We start from the raw sequence: 15,759 nt of genomic DNA, 5'->3' as shown, positions 1-15,759 counted from the left end.
AAATGAACTCTGTCTAATCGCTTCATTGACAAGGCTTTTTATTGAATGCAAGGACATCCTCCAACGCAAGCTAATGAGGCAAACTAATGCAAGGAACTGCTAGTCTTCATTAACCAAGGCAAAATGAAAACAGAATTTGAGTCTTTGAGAACTGGGTTTGAAAAAGACTACGAGAAAATAAAAGGCCTCAAAAAAATAAAAAAGGCCGAAATATGACTTCGGCCTTTTCCTGCTCTCAAACCTATTAAACCTATTGTAGATATTCAATTCATGAATACCTTCGAAAAGTAGAAAATGTTTTTATTCTGTCCAAACAATCGATTGCGAAAAATATTCAAAATTTTATTCGGTGAGGATTTTTTGGGCTTAAATGGCAGATAATCAAGTTTTTTTCTTGAGAAAAAATTTTCCTTTCCCCCAAAAAATCTCAAATTCCCAAGCATTGCCAAATATTCTATGCCTCAACGCGCTCTTCCCCTTGCCAAAAAAATCTTTGAAGGCTACTCCACCTACATCGAGACCTTCAATACCTACACCCGATTGGCACCGCTTTACTTTGCTCAGAGAAACTGGACCGCGATGCAGCTCAACCACCGGCAGAGGCTAAGACTGTACAAGGATCTTCTTTTTCACTTGATTACCATTTTTCAGGAAATGCTTGGACCCGACAGCACCAATCGAGAGATATGGACTTTAATCCGGGCAGAGTATCAGCAAATGATTCAGAATCGCCCGGATGCTGAATTAGCCGAGACTTTTTTCAATTCGGTATTTCGAAAAACCTTCCCGGACAATTTCTTGGATGAAGAGCTCATGTATGTGGAGGCGGCAGAAATTTCCTATGATTTTGACGAAAACTCCCCATTGCTCCATACTTATCCTGCCAAAATGGGATTAGAACCCATTATCCGACAAATTTTGGAGGATTACGATTTGGGAGCGCCTTTCATGGACAAGGAGCAGGACATTCAGTTTTTGATTCAGGGAGTGAAAGAGGTCATCCTCAGTCGATATCAGGTAGCTGAAGATGCCAAAACCCAAATTCTGAAATCGGTCTTTTATCGCAACAAAGCCGCCTACCTGATCGGAAGAACTTATGTCGGAGGCAAATGGATGCCCTTTATCATTCCTTTTCTCCATGGTCCAAAGGGGATTTTTGTGGACACTTTGATTTTTGACCCGCATTTAATGAGCCACTTGTTCAGCTTTACCCGCTCTTACTTCATGGTCAATGTGGAAATCCCATCTCAGGTGATCGGTTTTTTGATCTCAGTGATTCCCCACAAGCATATCCACGAATTATATAATGCGATCGGCTTCAACAAGCACGGGAAAACACTCTTTTATCGGGACTTTTTAAATCATCTTGAAAAAACTCAGGACCAGTTTGTAATAGCGCCGGGGATCAAAGGAATGGTGATGACGGTTTTCACGCTGCCCTCATTAAATATTGTTTTCAAGCTCATCAAGGACCATTTTGAACCGCCCAAAAATATGACCCGACAGGAAGTCAGGGAGAAATACAAGCTGGTATCCCTGCATGACCGAGTGGGAAGAATGTCCGACACCCACGAATTTGAACATTTCAAAATTCCACTTTCCCGTATCAGTGAGGAGCTAATGAGAGAATTGAGAAACACAACAAACTCTCTTTTGAAAATAGCCGACAAATACCTGATCATCAAACATCTATACACGGAAAGGAGATTGATTCCTCTGAACATCTATCTGGAAGCTTGCAGTACAGAAGCTGGAAAGAAAGCGGTGGAGGATTATGGAAGAGCGATTTTGCAGTTGGCGCAAGCCAATATTTTCCCCGGTGACATGATGACCAAAAACTTTGGACTCACCCGGCAGAAAAGGGTGATTTTCTACGATTACGATGAGATCGAATTTTTGGAAGACATGAATTTCCGGGAAAAGCCCAAAGCAGAAACTTACGAACAGATTTACGCCTCGGAGCCTTGGTATGAAATCCACAAAAATGACGTTTTCCCGGAGGATTTTAAGCGCTGGATGATTGGAAGAGAAGATCTCATACCTCATTTTTTGAGCTACCATCAGGATCTATTTAATCCGGCTTACTGGAATTCGCTCAAAGAAAGAATTGCACAGGGAGAGCTTATTCATGCCTTTCCTTACCCGGAGGAAATCCGTTTTCGACCTTTTGAGCAGGATTAGCATTGCTTGAGTAAAAATTACAACAATAAATAGCCTCCAACCCAAGTTTATTTCATTCTTAGCGCTGCAAAACTTATTTTTGGGATTGCGGGTTTTCCATTGAATCACCTCGACCCATGCTTACCGAAACTCCACCAGCCACATCTACCCTAACCTCTAAAAAGATAATCCTCCATACTCCGGAGGATGATGATCGGCCGGTCTATATCTCAGGCAATTTTAACAATTGGGCCACTCAAGACTTCCGGTTCAAAATGCATAAAGTGGAAAAGGGAAAGTATGAGTTTTCTTTTCCCGAACATATGGACCTTCCTGAGGAGTTGATTTACAAGTTTACGAAGGGGGATTGGTCAGAGGTGGAAATCGATCGGTATGGCAATAGGACTCCGAATAGGCACTGGAAAGACCAATCTCAGGTCAAAGTAGAACGAGTAGCGAAATGGAGAAAAAACTGGCTCCCTTATCGACCATCCCAGCTTCCGCAGATTCACCTGATGTCGGAGGAATTTGAGATCCCTCAGCTCAATACCAAAAGAAAAGTGTGGGCCCTTTTGCCCCACGACTACGACAGCAGCGACGAGCATTATCCTGTGTTGTACCTTCAGGATGCCCAAAATTTGTTCAACGAAAATGCAGAATTCGGCAACTGGCAGATAGACAAAAAACTCGCTGTCATGTCTGATTACGGCATCGGAAAGATCATCATCATAGCCGTGGAGCATGGAGAATCCGAGCGGGTTCAGGAATACAACGTGGGCAAAACCCTTCTGGGACATGGCAGTGGGAAGCAATACATTCGTTTTGTAGTGGATACGCTCAAGCCTTTTGTAGATAAGACCTACCGTACCCAACCCGAACGGGAGTTTACCGGAATCGGAGGAAGCTCCATGGGTGGATTGGTCAGTATTTTTTCGGGTCTGATGTATCCGGAAGTCTTCGGAAAACTGATGATTTTCTCCCCTTCTCTTTGGGTAATTCCAAAAATCAAGCTGGGATTCCTGGATATTTTCGAACCTCAAGACACCCGAATCTACCTCTACGCAGGAGGAGACGAAAGTGAAACTATGGTGGACCATGTCTTGAAATTCCGAAAGCGCCTTCTAAAAAGAGAAAGTCTCAAAGGGAAGATGAAAGTCCGCCTTTCCATCAACGAGCAGGGAAAACACAACGAATCCTATTGGAGTGATGAATTCCCCAAAGCCATAGAATGGCTATTTTATAGTGATAAACCGGAGTAAGCTCCAAACTAATTTTAGCATGCAATTCAAACTCAATCCCAAAACCCTTTCCGAATCCGGACTGAGGGTGATTCCTGTTTTGGAAAATGAACTAGAGCAAACCTTGGAAAGCAAACTTCCGGGAACGGCTATTTCGACCGCTCTTTTTTCGGGAAAAAAAGACACGCATTTCACCTTAAGTCAAGAAAGTCAGCTTATTCTTTTTTTGGGTCTTGGCAAAGAACCGGACTACAGACAGGTGGAAAATACCTTTCGTAGGATTCTTACCAAACATTCTTCCTTAGTAGAAAAGGAGGTTTATTTAGACTTTCCGGATACTCTTTCCGATTCTCTTATTGAGGCTGCTTTGGTTGGTTTTCAGTTAGGTACTTACTCGATTGGCTTTTTCAAGAAAGAAGGACCAAAAAGCTTTAAAAAACTGAAAGTTGGGGTTCGGATTTCTTCTTCAAACCCTAAAAACCTTGCAACTTCCGCCCAGAAAATAGCCGAAGCCAAAATGGAAGCCTTTCGGCTGGTGGATCTCCCACCGAATAAAATCACCCCACCCAATTTGGCTGATTGGGCAAAAAACCTGGCCAAAAGATTGAATTTGGGGGTTAAAGTTTTTGATCCCAAAAGAGCCAAATCTGAGGGTTTGGAGGCCTTTTTGGCTGTAGGAAGAGGATCGGCAAAAGAGCCGAAATTCATCATTTTGGAATATCGTCACCCGAAGGCAAAATTTCACCTGGGCCTTGTTGGTAAGGGAGTAACCTTTGATACCGGAGGACTGAATATCAAAACTCAGGGAATGCATCACATGAAGTCGGATATGGGAGGTGCTGCTGCTGTATTAGCCACTACGCAGCTGGTTGCAGAGCTGCAGCTTCCGATTCATCTTACCACCATCGTGCCTGCGGTGGAAAATGCCATTGATAAGGATGCCTACTTGCCATCCGAGGTAATTGGCAGTCATGCAGGATTGAGTATAGAGGTCGTGGATACGGACGCTGAGGGTCGATTGATTTTGGCAGATGGGCTCTCCTACTTGGTTAAAAACTATAAACCGGATCATCTGATCGACTTGGCAACCCTGACCGGAAGTAGCATAGGAACCTTTGGCTATGAAAGTGCTGCCTTATTCTCCAATGATGGAGGACTCTCTCACGGCCTTCAGGAGGCTGGAGAAGAAATCGGAGAAAAGTCATGGCCTTTGCCTCTTTGGGAGGTCTATGCCCGGGAGATGGATTCTGAAATTGCAGATATCCGAAATTACCACGGGAAGCCATTTGCAGGTGCCATCACCGCTGCCAAGTTTCTACAGGCATTTACTCATGAGCATCCTTCCTGGGCTCATTTGGACATTGCAGGGGTATCTTTTACCGATACGGAATTTGCAAAAACCAAAACCGGGTCTGCATTTGGTGTGAATTTATTGCTTAAGTTTATCCAAAAGCAGCTTTAAGAATATGGATACTTCCAAGACTTTTCTTTGCATTTCCAATTACTTCAAGGGAAATGCGTTTCTGACGGCCCTCAAAAAACAAGGAAACCGGGTCTTTTTGGTTACCACAGAGCAACTCAAGGGCAAGCCTTGGGCCTTTGAATACATCGATGAGGTGTTTTACATGCCCGGGCAGGATTTGGACTGGGACATGGACCTTTTGCTTAAGGGCGTGGGTGGCCTGATGAAAGATCATAAGATCGAAGCCATCATTGCTTTGGATGATTACGATGTGGAAAAAGCCGCTTTTCTACGGGAAAATCTGAGAATTCCCGGCATGGGTCAGACCACAGGAAGGTATTTCCGAGACAAGTTGGCAATGCGGATGCGGGCAAAAGACGCTGGAATCCGTGTTCCTGCCTTTTCTTCCCTTTTCAATAATGAAGACATTAATCATTTTGCAGATACAGTACCTGCACCTTGGGTGCTAAAGCCCCGCTCTGAAGCTTCTGCTCATGGAATCATCAAAGTTCATGACAAGGATACCCTTTGGCAAAAGATTGACGAATTGGGAGAAAATCGGATTTATTACCTGGTTGAGCAGTTCAAACCCGGCGATGTGTATCATGCAGATGGACTACAAGTTGACGGAAAGAATCTTTTCCTTACCGTATCCAAATACTTGGCTACTCCTATGGAAATCTCTCAGGGAGGAGGAATTTTCCGCTCTGCCAATATCAAATATGGGTCTGATGACGACAAGGCTATCCGCAAAGTGAATGATCAAATCATGAAGGCCTTTGGTTTGAAAAACGGAGCATCCCATACCGAATTCATAAAATGCCACGAGGATGGAGAAATTTACTTCCTTGAAACCGCTTCCAGAGTGGGTGGCGCACACCTCGCCGAAATGGTAGAAGCTGCCACAGATGTCAATCTATGGGCAGAATGGGCAAAGATTGAGGATGCCGTAGCCAAAAGGAATAAATATCAGCTTCCTAAGGTCAAAAAAGGCTATGCGGGAATTATTCTTACTTTATCTCCATTCGAGCATCCGGATTTGAGTGTATTCGATGATGCTGAGGTTTGCTTCCGGGTCCCTCTGGAATACCATGCGGGATTGATTGTCAAATCGCCCAAGCAGGACAGGGTGATGCAGCTTTTGGATAATTATGCAGACCGATTTGCCAAAGAGTTTTCTACCTCTGCAGCTGCACCGGAAGTGAAAAAATTCCATTAAAAAAATAAATAGGCTGTCTCATAAATCGTTTCGTTGTCAGCCTGAGCGGATTCGAAGGCCATTTCCAGCTTTCCGGACGACATTTCGATTTCAAGACTCCCGTCTTTCAAGTGCTCAATGTGCCAAACTTCACTTTTGAGACAGCCTCTTCGCTTTTTAAATGATTCCCTTTTCCGGATGCCTTCCAGTCACCGATTTTCCAAAGACTTTCATCTCTTCGATTTGGGCATCCATTTCTCCATTGGGATAGATCACAGGACCGATGCCTGCCTCCTTCTTTTTGTAATCCAAGTATCCTACGACTATCGGAACATTTGCTCCAAGTGCTGTGTGATAAAATCCTGTTTTCCATTTCTTTACCACTTTTCGGGTACCTTCAGGAGTAACCATGACCACCAGCTCATCTGACTCTTTTAGCATCTGAGTCATGGCTTCTGTATAGGTTTGCTTTCTGCCTCCCGGGATACGCTTTCTATCGATGGGAATTGCCCCCAATCCGGAAAGCAACCAGCCCAAAGGGCCTACCATAACTTCCTTTTTGATCGTAAAGCGGACGGGAATATCCATCAGATAAAAAGCCGCACGGGCATAAAGGATATCCCAGTTAGAAGTATGAGGAATGGCTATCAGGACTGCTTTTTTCAGTCCTTTCGGCCAGTTGGCATTTAGGCTCCATCCTGAAACCCAAAAGATAAATTTGGACATCAACTTCATCATAGTGCTTTTTCTTTTTGATGCTTGGGTGCATTTGCCAATTCAAGAATACTGGGGTTTTCCTCTACAATTTTCATGGCCGCATCATATCCCGACTGAAAGAGTTCAGGGGCTTTTTTAATATCAAATACTCCATATTTACCCAAACCCGGAGCTTCGATAAAGTAGTCGCACTTGGATTTTCGGCTATACACATTGTAGTTCATCGTCATGATCACAGATCGTTCGATGAGGTTTTTCATGTTTTTGATATTGCTTTCCTCGGGAAGATGATTGCAATTGACCCCGATGACGAAATCACAAGTTCCCTCCAGCGGCTCCACAGGCAGATTATTCAGCACTCCCCCGTCCACCAGATATTTTTTACCAATGTGAATCGGCTCAAACATGCCCGGAATACAGGCTGAAGCCATGATGGGCTTAATCAATTCACCCTCATCGAAATACACTACTTTTCCCTTTCTGATATCTGTAGCTGCAACAGCCAGTGGGGTTTTCAGTTGGGAAAAATCATCATGAGGAAGATAGATTTTAAAAAGATTACCGACCGTCTCCATTTTCAGAATCCCCTTCCATGAAATCGCAGGACGCATGAATTTGAAATAATTGGTCTCCACGATGATTTTCAACACTTCCTCAGGCCGATATCCCTGACAATACATGGCCCCGGCGATGGCACCTGCGGAGCTTCCGGTGATTTTGGTAGGGAAAATTCCCACTTCATTGAGTGCTTTGAGTACACCCAAATGTGAAATCCCCCTTACACCCCCACCGGAGAGGGCAAGACCTATACGCAGATTAGAGCTCATCGAGTCGGAAAGTTTGATCCAAACGTACTCCTTTTTCGGTCATTTTCACGGTGCAGCATTCATTTACCGGATCATGCTCCAAAAACAGCACATACTTCTCTCGTGCTGCCTCTTCCAAAAATGCCTGTTTTTCAGAAAGTGTAAGCAAAGGACGAGTATCGTAACCCATCACATAAGGCAATGGAATATGCCCTACCGAAGGAAGCAAGTCAGCCATAAATACTACCGTGTGCCCCTTGTATTTCATTTTTGGAAGCATCTGCTTATCGGTATGCCCGTCTGCGGTAATCACATCAAATCCTTCAAAAAGCGATTTCTTCTCCAAATCGATAAATTTCAAGACCCCATGGTCTTGCATGGGAATGATATTTTCAGTCAAAAAAGATGCTTTTTCTCTTGGATTAGGCTGGGTGGCCCACTGCCAATGATCGGAGTTTGACCAATAGGTTGCTCTGGGAAAAGTCAGCTCATATTGCCCATGGGAACCATAGCGAATTCCTCCTCCACAGTGGTCAAAATGCAGGTGAGTCAAAAACATATCGGTGATATCTGTAGGAAGTACTCCCAGCTGCTTCAGGCTTTTGTCCAGAGAATCATCCCCATGAAGATAGTAATGGGAGAAAAACTTGGCATCTTGCTTATCTCCTATTCCATTGTCAATTAAAACCACTCGATTTCCATCTATAGCCAGCAGACAGCGCATGGCCCAGGTGCAGAGGTTGTTCTCGTCAGCTGAATTGGTCCGGGACCAAAGAGTCTTGGGTACTACTCCGAACATGGCTCCTCCGTCCAATTTGAAAAAGCCGGTATTGACAGTATATAATTCCATTTGGGTTATTCTTAATGAGTAATTAGGGCTAAAAAGCCAAAAGCAACCTTTCCCAGGGTGGATAGATTGCTTTTTGGTTGATCTGATTCTTGCGTCTCCGCAATCTTTCCCCGTTTGACTTTTGGGGCAAATTTAATTTTCTAATTTCAACTTCTCCGAAGGAGCTAAATCAAGGTGTCAAAGTTTACTCCTCGACTACGCCCATGGAGCAGAATTTCTCGATTCTCTGCTCAATTCTCTTCTCCGGCTTGATTTTATCCAGTTCCTTGAGGGATTGAAGAATCGCTTCCTTGATGGTTTTGGACATCCACTTTAGGTCTTTGTGAGCTCCGCCAAGGGGTTCAGGAATGATATCATCTACCAAACCATTGTTTTTCATGTCCTTGGCAGTCAGTTTGAGCGCCTCGGCAGCCTGCTCTTTGTAATCCCATGATCTCCAAAGAATGGAAGAGCAGGATTCAGGAGAGATGACAGAATACCAGGTGTTTTCCAACATAAATACGCGATCGCCGACAGCAATTCCCAATGCACCACCGGAAGCGCCTTCTCCGATAATGATGCAGATTACGGGCACTTTCAGCATAAACATTTCCTTCAGATTGCGGGCAATGGCTTCTCCCTGCCCTCTCTCCTCAGCTTCCAATCCAGGAAAAGCTCCGGGAGTATCGATTAGAGTAACGATTGGCTTACCGAATTTTTCAGCCATTTTCATCAGACGGAGGGCTTTTCTGTATCCTTCCGGATTAGCCATCCCGAAGTTTCGCTCTTGACGCTGCTTGGTGTTGCGGCCTTTTTGCTGTCCGATAAACATGACCGTGCGGCCATCAATATCTCCAAGACCTCCGATCATCGCTTTATCATCTTTTACAGTACGATCTCCATGCAATTCAATGAAGTCATTGGTGATCTCGTAGATGTAATCCAGGGCGTAAGGTCTGTCTGCATGACGCGAAAGCTGCACACGCTGCCAACGGGTCAAATTGTCGAAAGTCTCTTTTTTCAAAGCAAGGATTTTTTCTTCCAAAGACTCAATATCGGAACTCAAATCGATATTTCGGCCCTTGGCCAAATCTTTCATCTCTTGGAGTTTTTGCTCTAAATCAGCAATGGGTTTTTCGAATTCTAATACCATTTGGGTGGTTTTTGAGAAAAGCAAAGATAAGGATAATCACAGTTTGACAAACCCCAAATGCCCGACATATCGGCAGGAAAGACCAGAAAATTATTGAACTGAAAAAGAATAAGATAGCGGGAAAAGTAAAAAATATTAAGAAAGCCTATTGCATCAATCCATGTATTGCCTACCTTTGCACCACTTCAAAAGAGAAGGTCAACGGAGTGGTAGTTCAGCTGGTTAGAATGCCTGCCTGTCACGCAGGAGGTCGCGGGTTCGAGTCCCGTCCATTCCGCATAAAACTTAATTAAAAGCTAAACCATTAGGAGTGGTAGTTCAGCTGGTTAGAATGCCTGCCTGTCACGCAGGAGGTCGCGGGTTCGAGTCCCGTCCATTCCGCACAAAGCCTTAGAGAAATCTGAGGCTTTTTTGTTGTTGTTAGTTCAAGTATTCCTTTTTTCAAAATTGATCTGGGAAAGCAGAAAACAATAATGAATTGCTCACAAACTGAAATGGGAATTCAGCTGGTTAGAATTAATGTCCCGACTCTGTCGGGAAGGTCGCGGGTTCGAGTCCTCCCGAATTTCTTCGGGACTGGCTGTCCATTCCGCACAAAGCCTTAGAGAAATCTGAGGCTTTTTTGTTTTTTTCCTGCGATAAAAAGCGCAAAATAAATTCGCAGGGGATTTTAGTTTGAGACTAATGGCTGAATACTCATCCTTAGTAGCTTCGCGACTTTGTGGCAGAAACCATTAAACCACACTACTATCCACTATCACCTCTACATTCGCATGCAGCCAAAGTAGTGAAGCCGGAAATTGCGTACTGATCTCCGGTTTTTTAAGCCGCTCGAAGGCCTCCTTCTTTCCCGAACCGGAAATAAACAGCAAAATCTTTCTGGATTGAAGAATCTCCCCCACCCCCATCGTCATCCCAAAAGTTGGCGGCTGCTTTAGGGATTTGATCATGCCGTTGTTAAGTGTGCTTTCTGCCAATTGACAAACATGAAACCCAGACTTCAATATTTCTCCGGGCTCATTGAGAGCAATATGCCCGTTGACTCCAATCCCTAGAATACAGATATCCACCGGACCTTCCCTCTGAATTAGCTGTTCCATTCGCTGACAATCCCCTTCCGGATCTTGGGTAAATGGATCAATCGTCCAATACCACCCCGGGTCAATTCCCATGGGTTGGACAAATTTGCTCTGAACATCAAACTCTGAAGTGAAGGTAGACCCCTTTTCCAATCCTCCCCATTCATCCAATTTGACCACGCGCAGCTTTTCGCAGAAATCCGGATTGACCGACTTTTCTTTGGCCATCTCCGCATAAAGCCCTGAGGGAGAACCTCCGCTTGCCACACAAAAAAGCAAGTCGGGCTTCTGATCGATTTCCTTTTTGACCAGTTCAAAGCCTTTCTGGCTCATGGATTTGAAATCTGGGAGGTAGTGAAAATTCATTTTGAAAGGTTTTTATGGCAAATAAATAAAAAATCTGGTCGCTCTTTTTCTGCGGAGGAATCTATTCTTCAAACTTTTCACGGGATGAAAGTCAAATTGAAAACGATTTTGAAATCATTGCCTATCTTAAAAGAAAAAAACCACCCATGGCAATCAAGAATACTTTCAACTTAGGACTAGTCGTAACCCTTATGGTTTCCATCTCTTCCCTTTTTGCACAAAAGGGAAAGTCCAAACCCGACCCACTGAAACAAACCGTCCAGCAAATCATCGAATCCCGATATTCAGACATGACTGAGCTCAGCGACAAAATCTGGGCCTTCGAGGAGACTGCTTTTCAGGAAAGCCAGTCTTCCGCAGCACTTTCCACCTATGCTGAGGAGCTGGGATTCAAAGTCACCCGAGGAGTCGGAGAAATCCCCACCGCATTTTTGGCGGAATTTGGTTCAGGTTCCCCCATCATTGGAGTTTTGGGCGAATTTGACGCCTTGCCCGGTCTTTCTCAAAACAAAGTTCCTTTCAAAAGTCCACTCAACGAAGGAGCACCGGGTCACGGATGTGGGCATAATCTTTTTGGAGTAGCCTCTCTAAGCGCCGCAGCCACAATCAAGGATTTGATTTCCGAGGGAAAGCTACAGGGCACCATCCGCTTTTATGGTACTCCTGCTGAGGAAAAGTACTTTGGCAAACTTTGGATGATCCGCTCGGGAATCATGGATGATGTAGACATTATGATGGACTGGCATCCCGGAGATGAGACGGAGACCGATGTGCAAAAGGGCCTGGCTTTGGTGGATTTTATCGTAGAGTTTAGCGGGCAGGCTGCACATGCCTCCGGCGATCCCTGGAATGGTAGATCGGCTTCGGATGCTTTAGAACTATACACCACAGGGATCAACTATTATCGGGAACATATCAAGCCGACGGTAAGAATTCACTATCACATTCAGGATGGCGGCCAAGTCGTCAATGTGGTGCCTGACTACAGCAGCCTTTGGGTACGGGTCAGAGATACTTCCCGGGAAGGTCTGATGCCCGTCTGGAAGCAAGTGGAGAAAATGTCCGAAGGTGCAGCCATTATGGCCAATGTAACCCATAAAGTAACCTTGGTATCCGGCGTTCATGAGATTTTGGTCAACCGAACCGGTTCAGCAGTGATGCAAGCCAACCTGGAAGCTTTGGGTCCGATTTCCTACAATGAAGAGGAGCAGGAATTTGCAAAAAAGATTCAAGAGGCTACAGGGAAGCCCCAAATTGGCCTGGTTTCCGAGATCAAACCCATGAAAGAGACTTTGGAACACAGCATGGGAGGAAGTACGGATGTGGGCGATGTCAGCTGGGTGGTACCGACCATCCGAATGAGTGCTACCACCGCTCCCAATGGTACGCCTTGGCACTCTTGGGCAGTTGTAGCCTCAGGAGGAATGTCCATCGGACATAAAGGAATGGCCTATGCAGCCAAAGCTTTGGCGATGACCATGGTCGATCTCTACCAAAATGAAGTCTTGAGAAATGAAATCAAAGCCGAATTCAAGCAGAAAAAAGGGGACTATGTGTACAAAGGAATCCTTCCTGACGGTCCTCCCCCATTGAATGCGGGATACTAGGATAATTGAAAAATACCCGAAACCAGTTTCGTCATGTATTCCAATTGGAATGCCTTTCGAAATTGGTTTGGTAAACACAGATGTTGGCGTGCATGCAAAAAAGATATTGAGACAATTGAATAACATACTGACCCTTTTAACTGCTGTGACTCTTTTAACAAGTTGCGGAACGGACAATAAAACAAAAATTACTGACCAAGAAGCAGAAGAAAACTTTGACAAACAATATGCGGAATCAATGAAAGATCCGCTGTTTGCCCTCGACTTAGATTCTATAAAATCAAGTCATGTCGACAGATTCGCAGAACTTAGGACAATCATAAATCAACATGACCCTATTGGACTAATTGAGATTGGAGCACCAGAAGATGAATATGAAGCAGAAGTAAAAACGATTATTGTTCAATTAGACCATGACATGACCGAACAACAAGTTCACGACTTGATTTATCAGGAGTTTTTAATATGGTTTGAAGACGAGTTAACAGCAGGTCCAAAAGAAGCCTATAAGGAACTTGCGGCTGACATTCACGAATGGATGAAAAAATAAAAAAACTCGACACGCCAATCGAGTAGACGGCCTCGCCAACCGTTAGGTTGACGAGTTTCACCTACGCCACGGCGCACAGTTTCTCACACCATCCCCGAATGTTCGGGATATGAGTCTTCCAGAATCAAGTTCGGGACAAGCTGACGGCTGTTTATGGGATTTTAGGTTGAGCTATCCTACTATTATGGCGGGATTTGAAATAATCCACCCTAATCATTAGGCTGATTATTTCCAAGATCACCCCATTTCCAGTAACTTAAAACTCGTCAAACTTTACCTTTTCTTAAAAATGCTCAAATCCCTGCTTCTCTCCGCTTTAATACTGATTTCCTTTTTGGGAATGGCACAAACCTCAACTGATGACCAAGCCCAATTGGAGGCTTTGATTCAAAATTCCTTTGATGAAATCTTTTCTGAATATCGATCCGAGAGCCTGAAAAAATTCTATACCGATGATTTTATCCTCCTCGAACAGGGAGAAGTCTGGGACATGGAAAAAGTAAACAGCTATCTGACCCGGGCCCAACAAAACCCCAACCCTCCTACCCGAACCAACCGCTTTGATTTTATCAAAACAGTGGTGGAAAGCAATCGGGCTTGGATCGCCTATCACAACTATGCCACCATTTCCCGTGGAGAGGAAGTTCTGACCGAATTATACTGGCTGGAAAGTGCCACTGCCATTCGTACTCCAGAGGGATGGAAACTGGATATGCTGCATTCTACCCGGGTGGATATTGAAGAATTGAAAGATTGAAATATTGGAAAATTGAAAGATTGAGAATTGACCATTGACATTGGGAATTGATCATTAGCCATTGATCATTGGTCATTTAAACAGCTTTTCCAATATCTTATACGTAATCAGATACGTGGGCTTGACTCCATCCATTCCCAAAGCCCCTGAGGCCAAAGTACTTCCGGTTTCCAATGGATTATCCGAAGCATAGTAGGCATAAAGCACTTTCACATTGGAGCGGATACTTCCTCTGATTTTGGAAGCCGATTGAATGGCCTTTTGGTAGTGCGCCCCTTCCATTTCCAGACCCACGGCTTTCCAGGAGGATTCCATGAAGTAGGTAAGGATGTCCCGGTTTTGAAGGGAAGTTCCCAAAACGGTAATCATGCTTCCTGAATACACGCCAAGTCCATAGCCTTCAAAATCCGCCTTTTTCAATTCATTTCGGAAAGGATAATTATCAGCAGTACCCTCGAAAACATGGGAATCGGGCACCATCAGATCTCCCTTGCCACCATGAAGGATACCGGCCTTTCCCATGATGGAAGTAGATACGACATTAAGCGGATATTTCTTTTTCCCCTCGGAATAAGGCTTCAATAGCTCATCAAAGCATTCATAGGCCTGCTCACCAAAGGCATAATCCATCACTACAAACACCGGTCGCTTGCTCAAATCCTGAGGCAGTTGAACTCCTGGGAGAAGCGTGTCTTTTTCCAGATGTGCGGTATCAATAATCTGCACTCCGATATTGGTTCCGGACTCATCTGGCAAGTCGATAAATCCATGCTTCTCTGCATAATCCTGAATTTTCTTTCCGGGATTGTTTTTGGCACCGATGGAGATGGAAGTAGCCACTTCCTCGATCGCTTCGAAACTATCCGAACCCAAAAGCTGATGGGAATAGATCGTATTTAGGACGCTGTGAAGGTTAGCCGAAATGATGTGGATAGGACGCTGTATCAACCCCTTTTCCAAAAGGGTCGCTTTGATGCGATTGGCCCACAACTCCCCGTAAACGTGATGACCAATACGCTCACGAAGGGTAGCAGAGAAGCTAATCTCTCTATCCATCCCTAATGAGGTTTCCTCCATGGCCAGTTTACCCAAGTGATAAACGATGGAGAAGAGGCTATTGGAATTGGAACTCTTGGCAAACTTTCGAACCGCCACCAGGGTCTCCTCAAAGGTTCTCCCGATAATATGGCTCAGATAAGCTGAAGCGCATTCTATATCGAGCTCCTCTCCTGCTTTTTCTTTGTTTACGAAATCCTCCAGCATTTTCCAGTTGGGAGAGATTCTGCCTTTTGGGTCTGTGCTGTTACGGGCGATTTTTCTGGATTCGATGTAGAGAAAAGTCAAATGGGTCAGAATGTCGTAGATGTCCGAACGTCCGCGGGTCATCTCCACATACATGATTTCCTCATCGAGACGATAGCAATTCCGCTTTCTCTTAGGTGGTACCAAAGGGGTAAGATGAGAAGTCTCATACCCTTCCCGGCTGATAAGGCGGATATAGCGACATTCCTCGATTCCTTTGGGTAGCCGCTCCATGACATACAGCAAGCCATCCAGCTCTACTTTTTCCTGATCAGAAAGAGAACCGTAAATCTCTGGACTTAAGACCATCAAGGCTTGAACCAAACCCTCTCCAGAAACACCCATGGGCTTGTAACTGCCCCGGTTGAAGAGGTGTCTCATGGTGATGTACAATCGCTCGATGGCTGCTCTGGATTCTTGTGCTCTCGTTCTTTTCATATCGTTCAAATTTATCTTAATCAATCACTGCCTCAACCCAAATCCCAATTACAAAATCAAAAGGGTTGGGGTAAAAAAGGGTAAAATTCTGCGAATT

The 15,759-nt window shown here is 44.5% G+C and carries 13 protein-coding genes and 2 tRNA genes; 9 read left to right on the top strand and 6 right to left on the bottom strand.

Annotation, left to right across the window (positions count from 1 at the left end; translation table 11 throughout):
* Positions 1-456: 456 nt before the first annotated feature.
* The 4 genes from aceK (at position 457) to AAA938_RS04925 (ending at position 6,079) form a co-directional block, all read left to right on the top strand.
* Positions 457-2,181 carry a bifunctional isocitrate dehydrogenase kinase/phosphatase gene (gene aceK, locus AAA938_RS04940; RefSeq protein ID WP_338227532.1) on the top strand — a complete coding sequence of 575 codons (1,725 nt, stop codon included), beginning with the start codon at positions 457-459 and terminating at the stop codon, positions 2,179-2,181.
* A 116-nt stretch (positions 2,182-2,297) separates the two neighbouring features.
* Positions 2,298-3,419: an alpha/beta hydrolase gene (locus tag AAA938_RS04935; RefSeq protein ID WP_338227531.1), complete on the top strand. Its 1,122-nt coding sequence runs from the start codon at positions 2,298-2,300 to the stop codon at positions 3,417-3,419.
* A 19-nt stretch (positions 3,420-3,438) separates the two neighbouring features.
* Positions 3,439-4,860 (top strand): leucyl aminopeptidase family protein, encoded by a 1,422-nt coding sequence (locus AAA938_RS04930; protein WP_338227530.1) that lies wholly within the window; start codon positions 3,439-3,441, stop codon positions 4,858-4,860.
* A gap of 4 nt (positions 4,861-4,864) precedes the next feature.
* Complete coding sequence (locus tag AAA938_RS04925; RefSeq protein ID WP_338227529.1) at positions 4,865-6,079, top strand: ATP-grasp domain-containing protein; 1,215 nt, start codon at positions 4,865-4,867, stop codon at positions 6,077-6,079.
* Positions 6,080-6,235: 156 nt separating this feature from the next.
* On the opposite strand, the gene AAA938_RS04920 is transcribed toward AAA938_RS04925, so the two are convergent.
* The 4 genes from AAA938_RS04920 to AAA938_RS04905 form a co-directional block, all read right to left on the bottom strand.
* Complete coding sequence (locus AAA938_RS04920) at positions 6,236-6,796, bottom strand: 1-acyl-sn-glycerol-3-phosphate acyltransferase (RefSeq protein WP_338227528.1); 561 nt, start codon at positions 6,794-6,796, stop codon at positions 6,236-6,238.
* Positions 6,793-7,602, bottom strand: a complete 810-nt coding sequence (locus AAA938_RS04915) for a patatin-like phospholipase family protein (protein ID WP_338227527.1) — start codon at positions 7,600-7,602, stop codon at positions 6,793-6,795. Before AAA938_RS04915 ends, AAA938_RS04920 begins: the two co-directional genes overlap by 4 nt.
* Complete coding sequence (locus AAA938_RS04910; protein WP_338227526.1) at positions 7,592-8,431, bottom strand: MBL fold metallo-hydrolase; 840 nt, start codon at positions 8,429-8,431, stop codon at positions 7,592-7,594. The genes AAA938_RS04915 and AAA938_RS04910 overlap by 11 nt, the downstream gene beginning before the upstream one ends.
* Before the next feature lie 184 nt (positions 8,432-8,615).
* The gene (locus AAA938_RS04905) at positions 8,616-9,563 is read right to left on the bottom strand and encodes an acetyl-CoA carboxylase carboxyltransferase subunit alpha (RefSeq protein ID WP_338227525.1); all 948 of its coding nucleotides are present in this window, start codon (positions 9,561-9,563) and stop codon (positions 8,616-8,618) included.
* A 203-nt stretch (positions 9,564-9,766) separates the two neighbouring features.
* Here AAA938_RS04905 and AAA938_RS04900 point away from each other — a divergent pair.
* Both AAA938_RS04900 and AAA938_RS04895 read left to right on the top strand, forming a co-directional pair.
* Positions 9,767-9,840, top strand: a tRNA-Asp gene (locus AAA938_RS04900).
* A 30-nt stretch (positions 9,841-9,870) separates the two neighbouring features.
* Positions 9,871-9,944, top strand: a tRNA-Asp gene (locus AAA938_RS04895).
* A 353-nt stretch (positions 9,945-10,297) separates the two neighbouring features.
* Here AAA938_RS04895 and AAA938_RS04890 read toward each other — a convergent pair.
* The gene (locus AAA938_RS04890) at positions 10,298-10,975 is read right to left on the bottom strand and encodes a 6-phosphogluconolactonase (RefSeq protein ID WP_338227524.1); all 678 of its coding nucleotides are present in this window, start codon (positions 10,973-10,975) and stop codon (positions 10,298-10,300) included.
* 179 nt (positions 10,976-11,154) lie between these two features.
* Between AAA938_RS04890 and AAA938_RS04885 the strand changes: the two genes are divergently transcribed.
* The 3 genes from AAA938_RS04885 to AAA938_RS04875 all read left to right on the top strand — a co-directional run bounded on the left by AAA938_RS04885 (position 11,155) and on the right by AAA938_RS04875 (position 13,922).
* Positions 11,155-12,615 carry an amidohydrolase gene (locus AAA938_RS04885; RefSeq protein WP_338227523.1) on the top strand — a complete coding sequence of 487 codons (1,461 nt, stop codon included), beginning with the start codon at positions 11,155-11,157 and terminating at the stop codon, positions 12,613-12,615.
* Between the two features lie 49 nt (positions 12,616-12,664).
* Positions 12,665-13,165 carry a hypothetical protein gene (locus tag AAA938_RS04880; protein ID WP_338227522.1) on the top strand — a complete coding sequence of 167 codons (501 nt, stop codon included), beginning with the start codon at positions 12,665-12,667 and terminating at the stop codon, positions 13,163-13,165.
* Positions 13,166-13,454: 289 nt separating this feature from the next.
* A complete protein-coding gene (locus AAA938_RS04875) occupies positions 13,455-13,922 on the top strand; it encodes a DUF4440 domain-containing protein (protein WP_338227521.1) in 468 nt (155 codons plus the stop codon).
* A 72-nt stretch (positions 13,923-13,994) separates the two neighbouring features.
* On the opposite strand, the gene AAA938_RS04870 is transcribed toward AAA938_RS04875, so the two are convergent.
* Entirely contained in the window at positions 13,995-15,662 is a 1,668-nt protein-coding gene (locus tag AAA938_RS04870; RefSeq protein WP_338227520.1) for a DUF6909 family protein, read from the bottom strand.
* Positions 15,663-15,759: the final 97 nt, after the last annotated feature.

The sequence above is a fragment of the Algoriphagus taiwanensis genome (genome assembly GCF_036245645.1).
GTDB classification, from domain to species: domain Bacteria; phylum Bacteroidota; class Bacteroidia; order Cytophagales; family Cyclobacteriaceae; genus Algoriphagus; species Algoriphagus taiwanensis.
The sequence above is the reverse complement of the archived record's forward strand: the minus strand, read 5'-3'. Positions and strand labels throughout refer to the sequence as shown.

Excerpts from the sequence above, each read along its gene's own strand:
- AAA938_RS04930 (WP_338227530.1), top strand. The coding sequence starts at position 3,439 with ATGCAATTCAAACTCAATCCCAAAACCCTTTCCGAATCCGGACTGAGG.
- AAA938_RS04885 (WP_338227523.1), top strand. The coding sequence starts at position 11,155 with ATGGCAATCAAGAATACTTTCAACTTAGGACTAGTCGTAACCCTTATG.
- AAA938_RS04925 (WP_338227529.1), top strand. The coding sequence starts at position 4,865 with ATGGATACTTCCAAGACTTTTCTTTGCATTTCCAATTACTTCAAGGGA.
- AAA938_RS04935 (WP_338227531.1), top strand. The coding sequence starts at position 2,298 with ATGCTTACCGAAACTCCACCAGCCACATCTACCCTAACCTCTAAAAAG.
- AAA938_RS04880 (WP_338227522.1), top strand. The coding sequence starts at position 12,665 with ATGCCTTTCGAAATTGGTTTGGTAAACACAGATGTTGGCGTGCATGCA.
- AAA938_RS04915 (WP_338227527.1), bottom strand. The coding sequence starts at position 7,602 with ATGAGCTCTAATCTGCGTATAGGTCTTGCCCTCTCCGGTGGGGGTGTA.
- AAA938_RS04875 (WP_338227521.1), top strand. The coding sequence starts at position 13,455 with ATGCTCAAATCCCTGCTTCTCTCCGCTTTAATACTGATTTCCTTTTTG.
- aceK (WP_338227532.1), top strand. The coding sequence starts at position 457 with ATGCCTCAACGCGCTCTTCCCCTTGCCAAAAAAATCTTTGAAGGCTAC.
- AAA938_RS04870 (WP_338227520.1), bottom strand. The coding sequence starts at position 15,662 with ATGAAAAGAACGAGAGCACAAGAATCCAGAGCAGCCATCGAGCGATTG.
- AAA938_RS04890 (WP_338227524.1), bottom strand. The coding sequence starts at position 10,975 with ATGAGCCAGAAAGGCTTTGAACTGGTCAAAAAGGAAATCGATCAGAAG.
- AAA938_RS04920 (WP_338227528.1), bottom strand. The coding sequence starts at position 6,796 with ATGATGAAGTTGATGTCCAAATTTATCTTTTGGGTTTCAGGATGGAGC.
- AAA938_RS04905 (WP_338227525.1), bottom strand. The coding sequence starts at position 9,563 with ATGGTATTAGAATTCGAAAAACCCATTGCTGATTTAGAGCAAAAACTC.
- AAA938_RS04910 (WP_338227526.1), bottom strand. The coding sequence starts at position 8,431 with ATGGAATTATATACTGTCAATACCGGCTTTTTCAAATTGGACGGAGGA.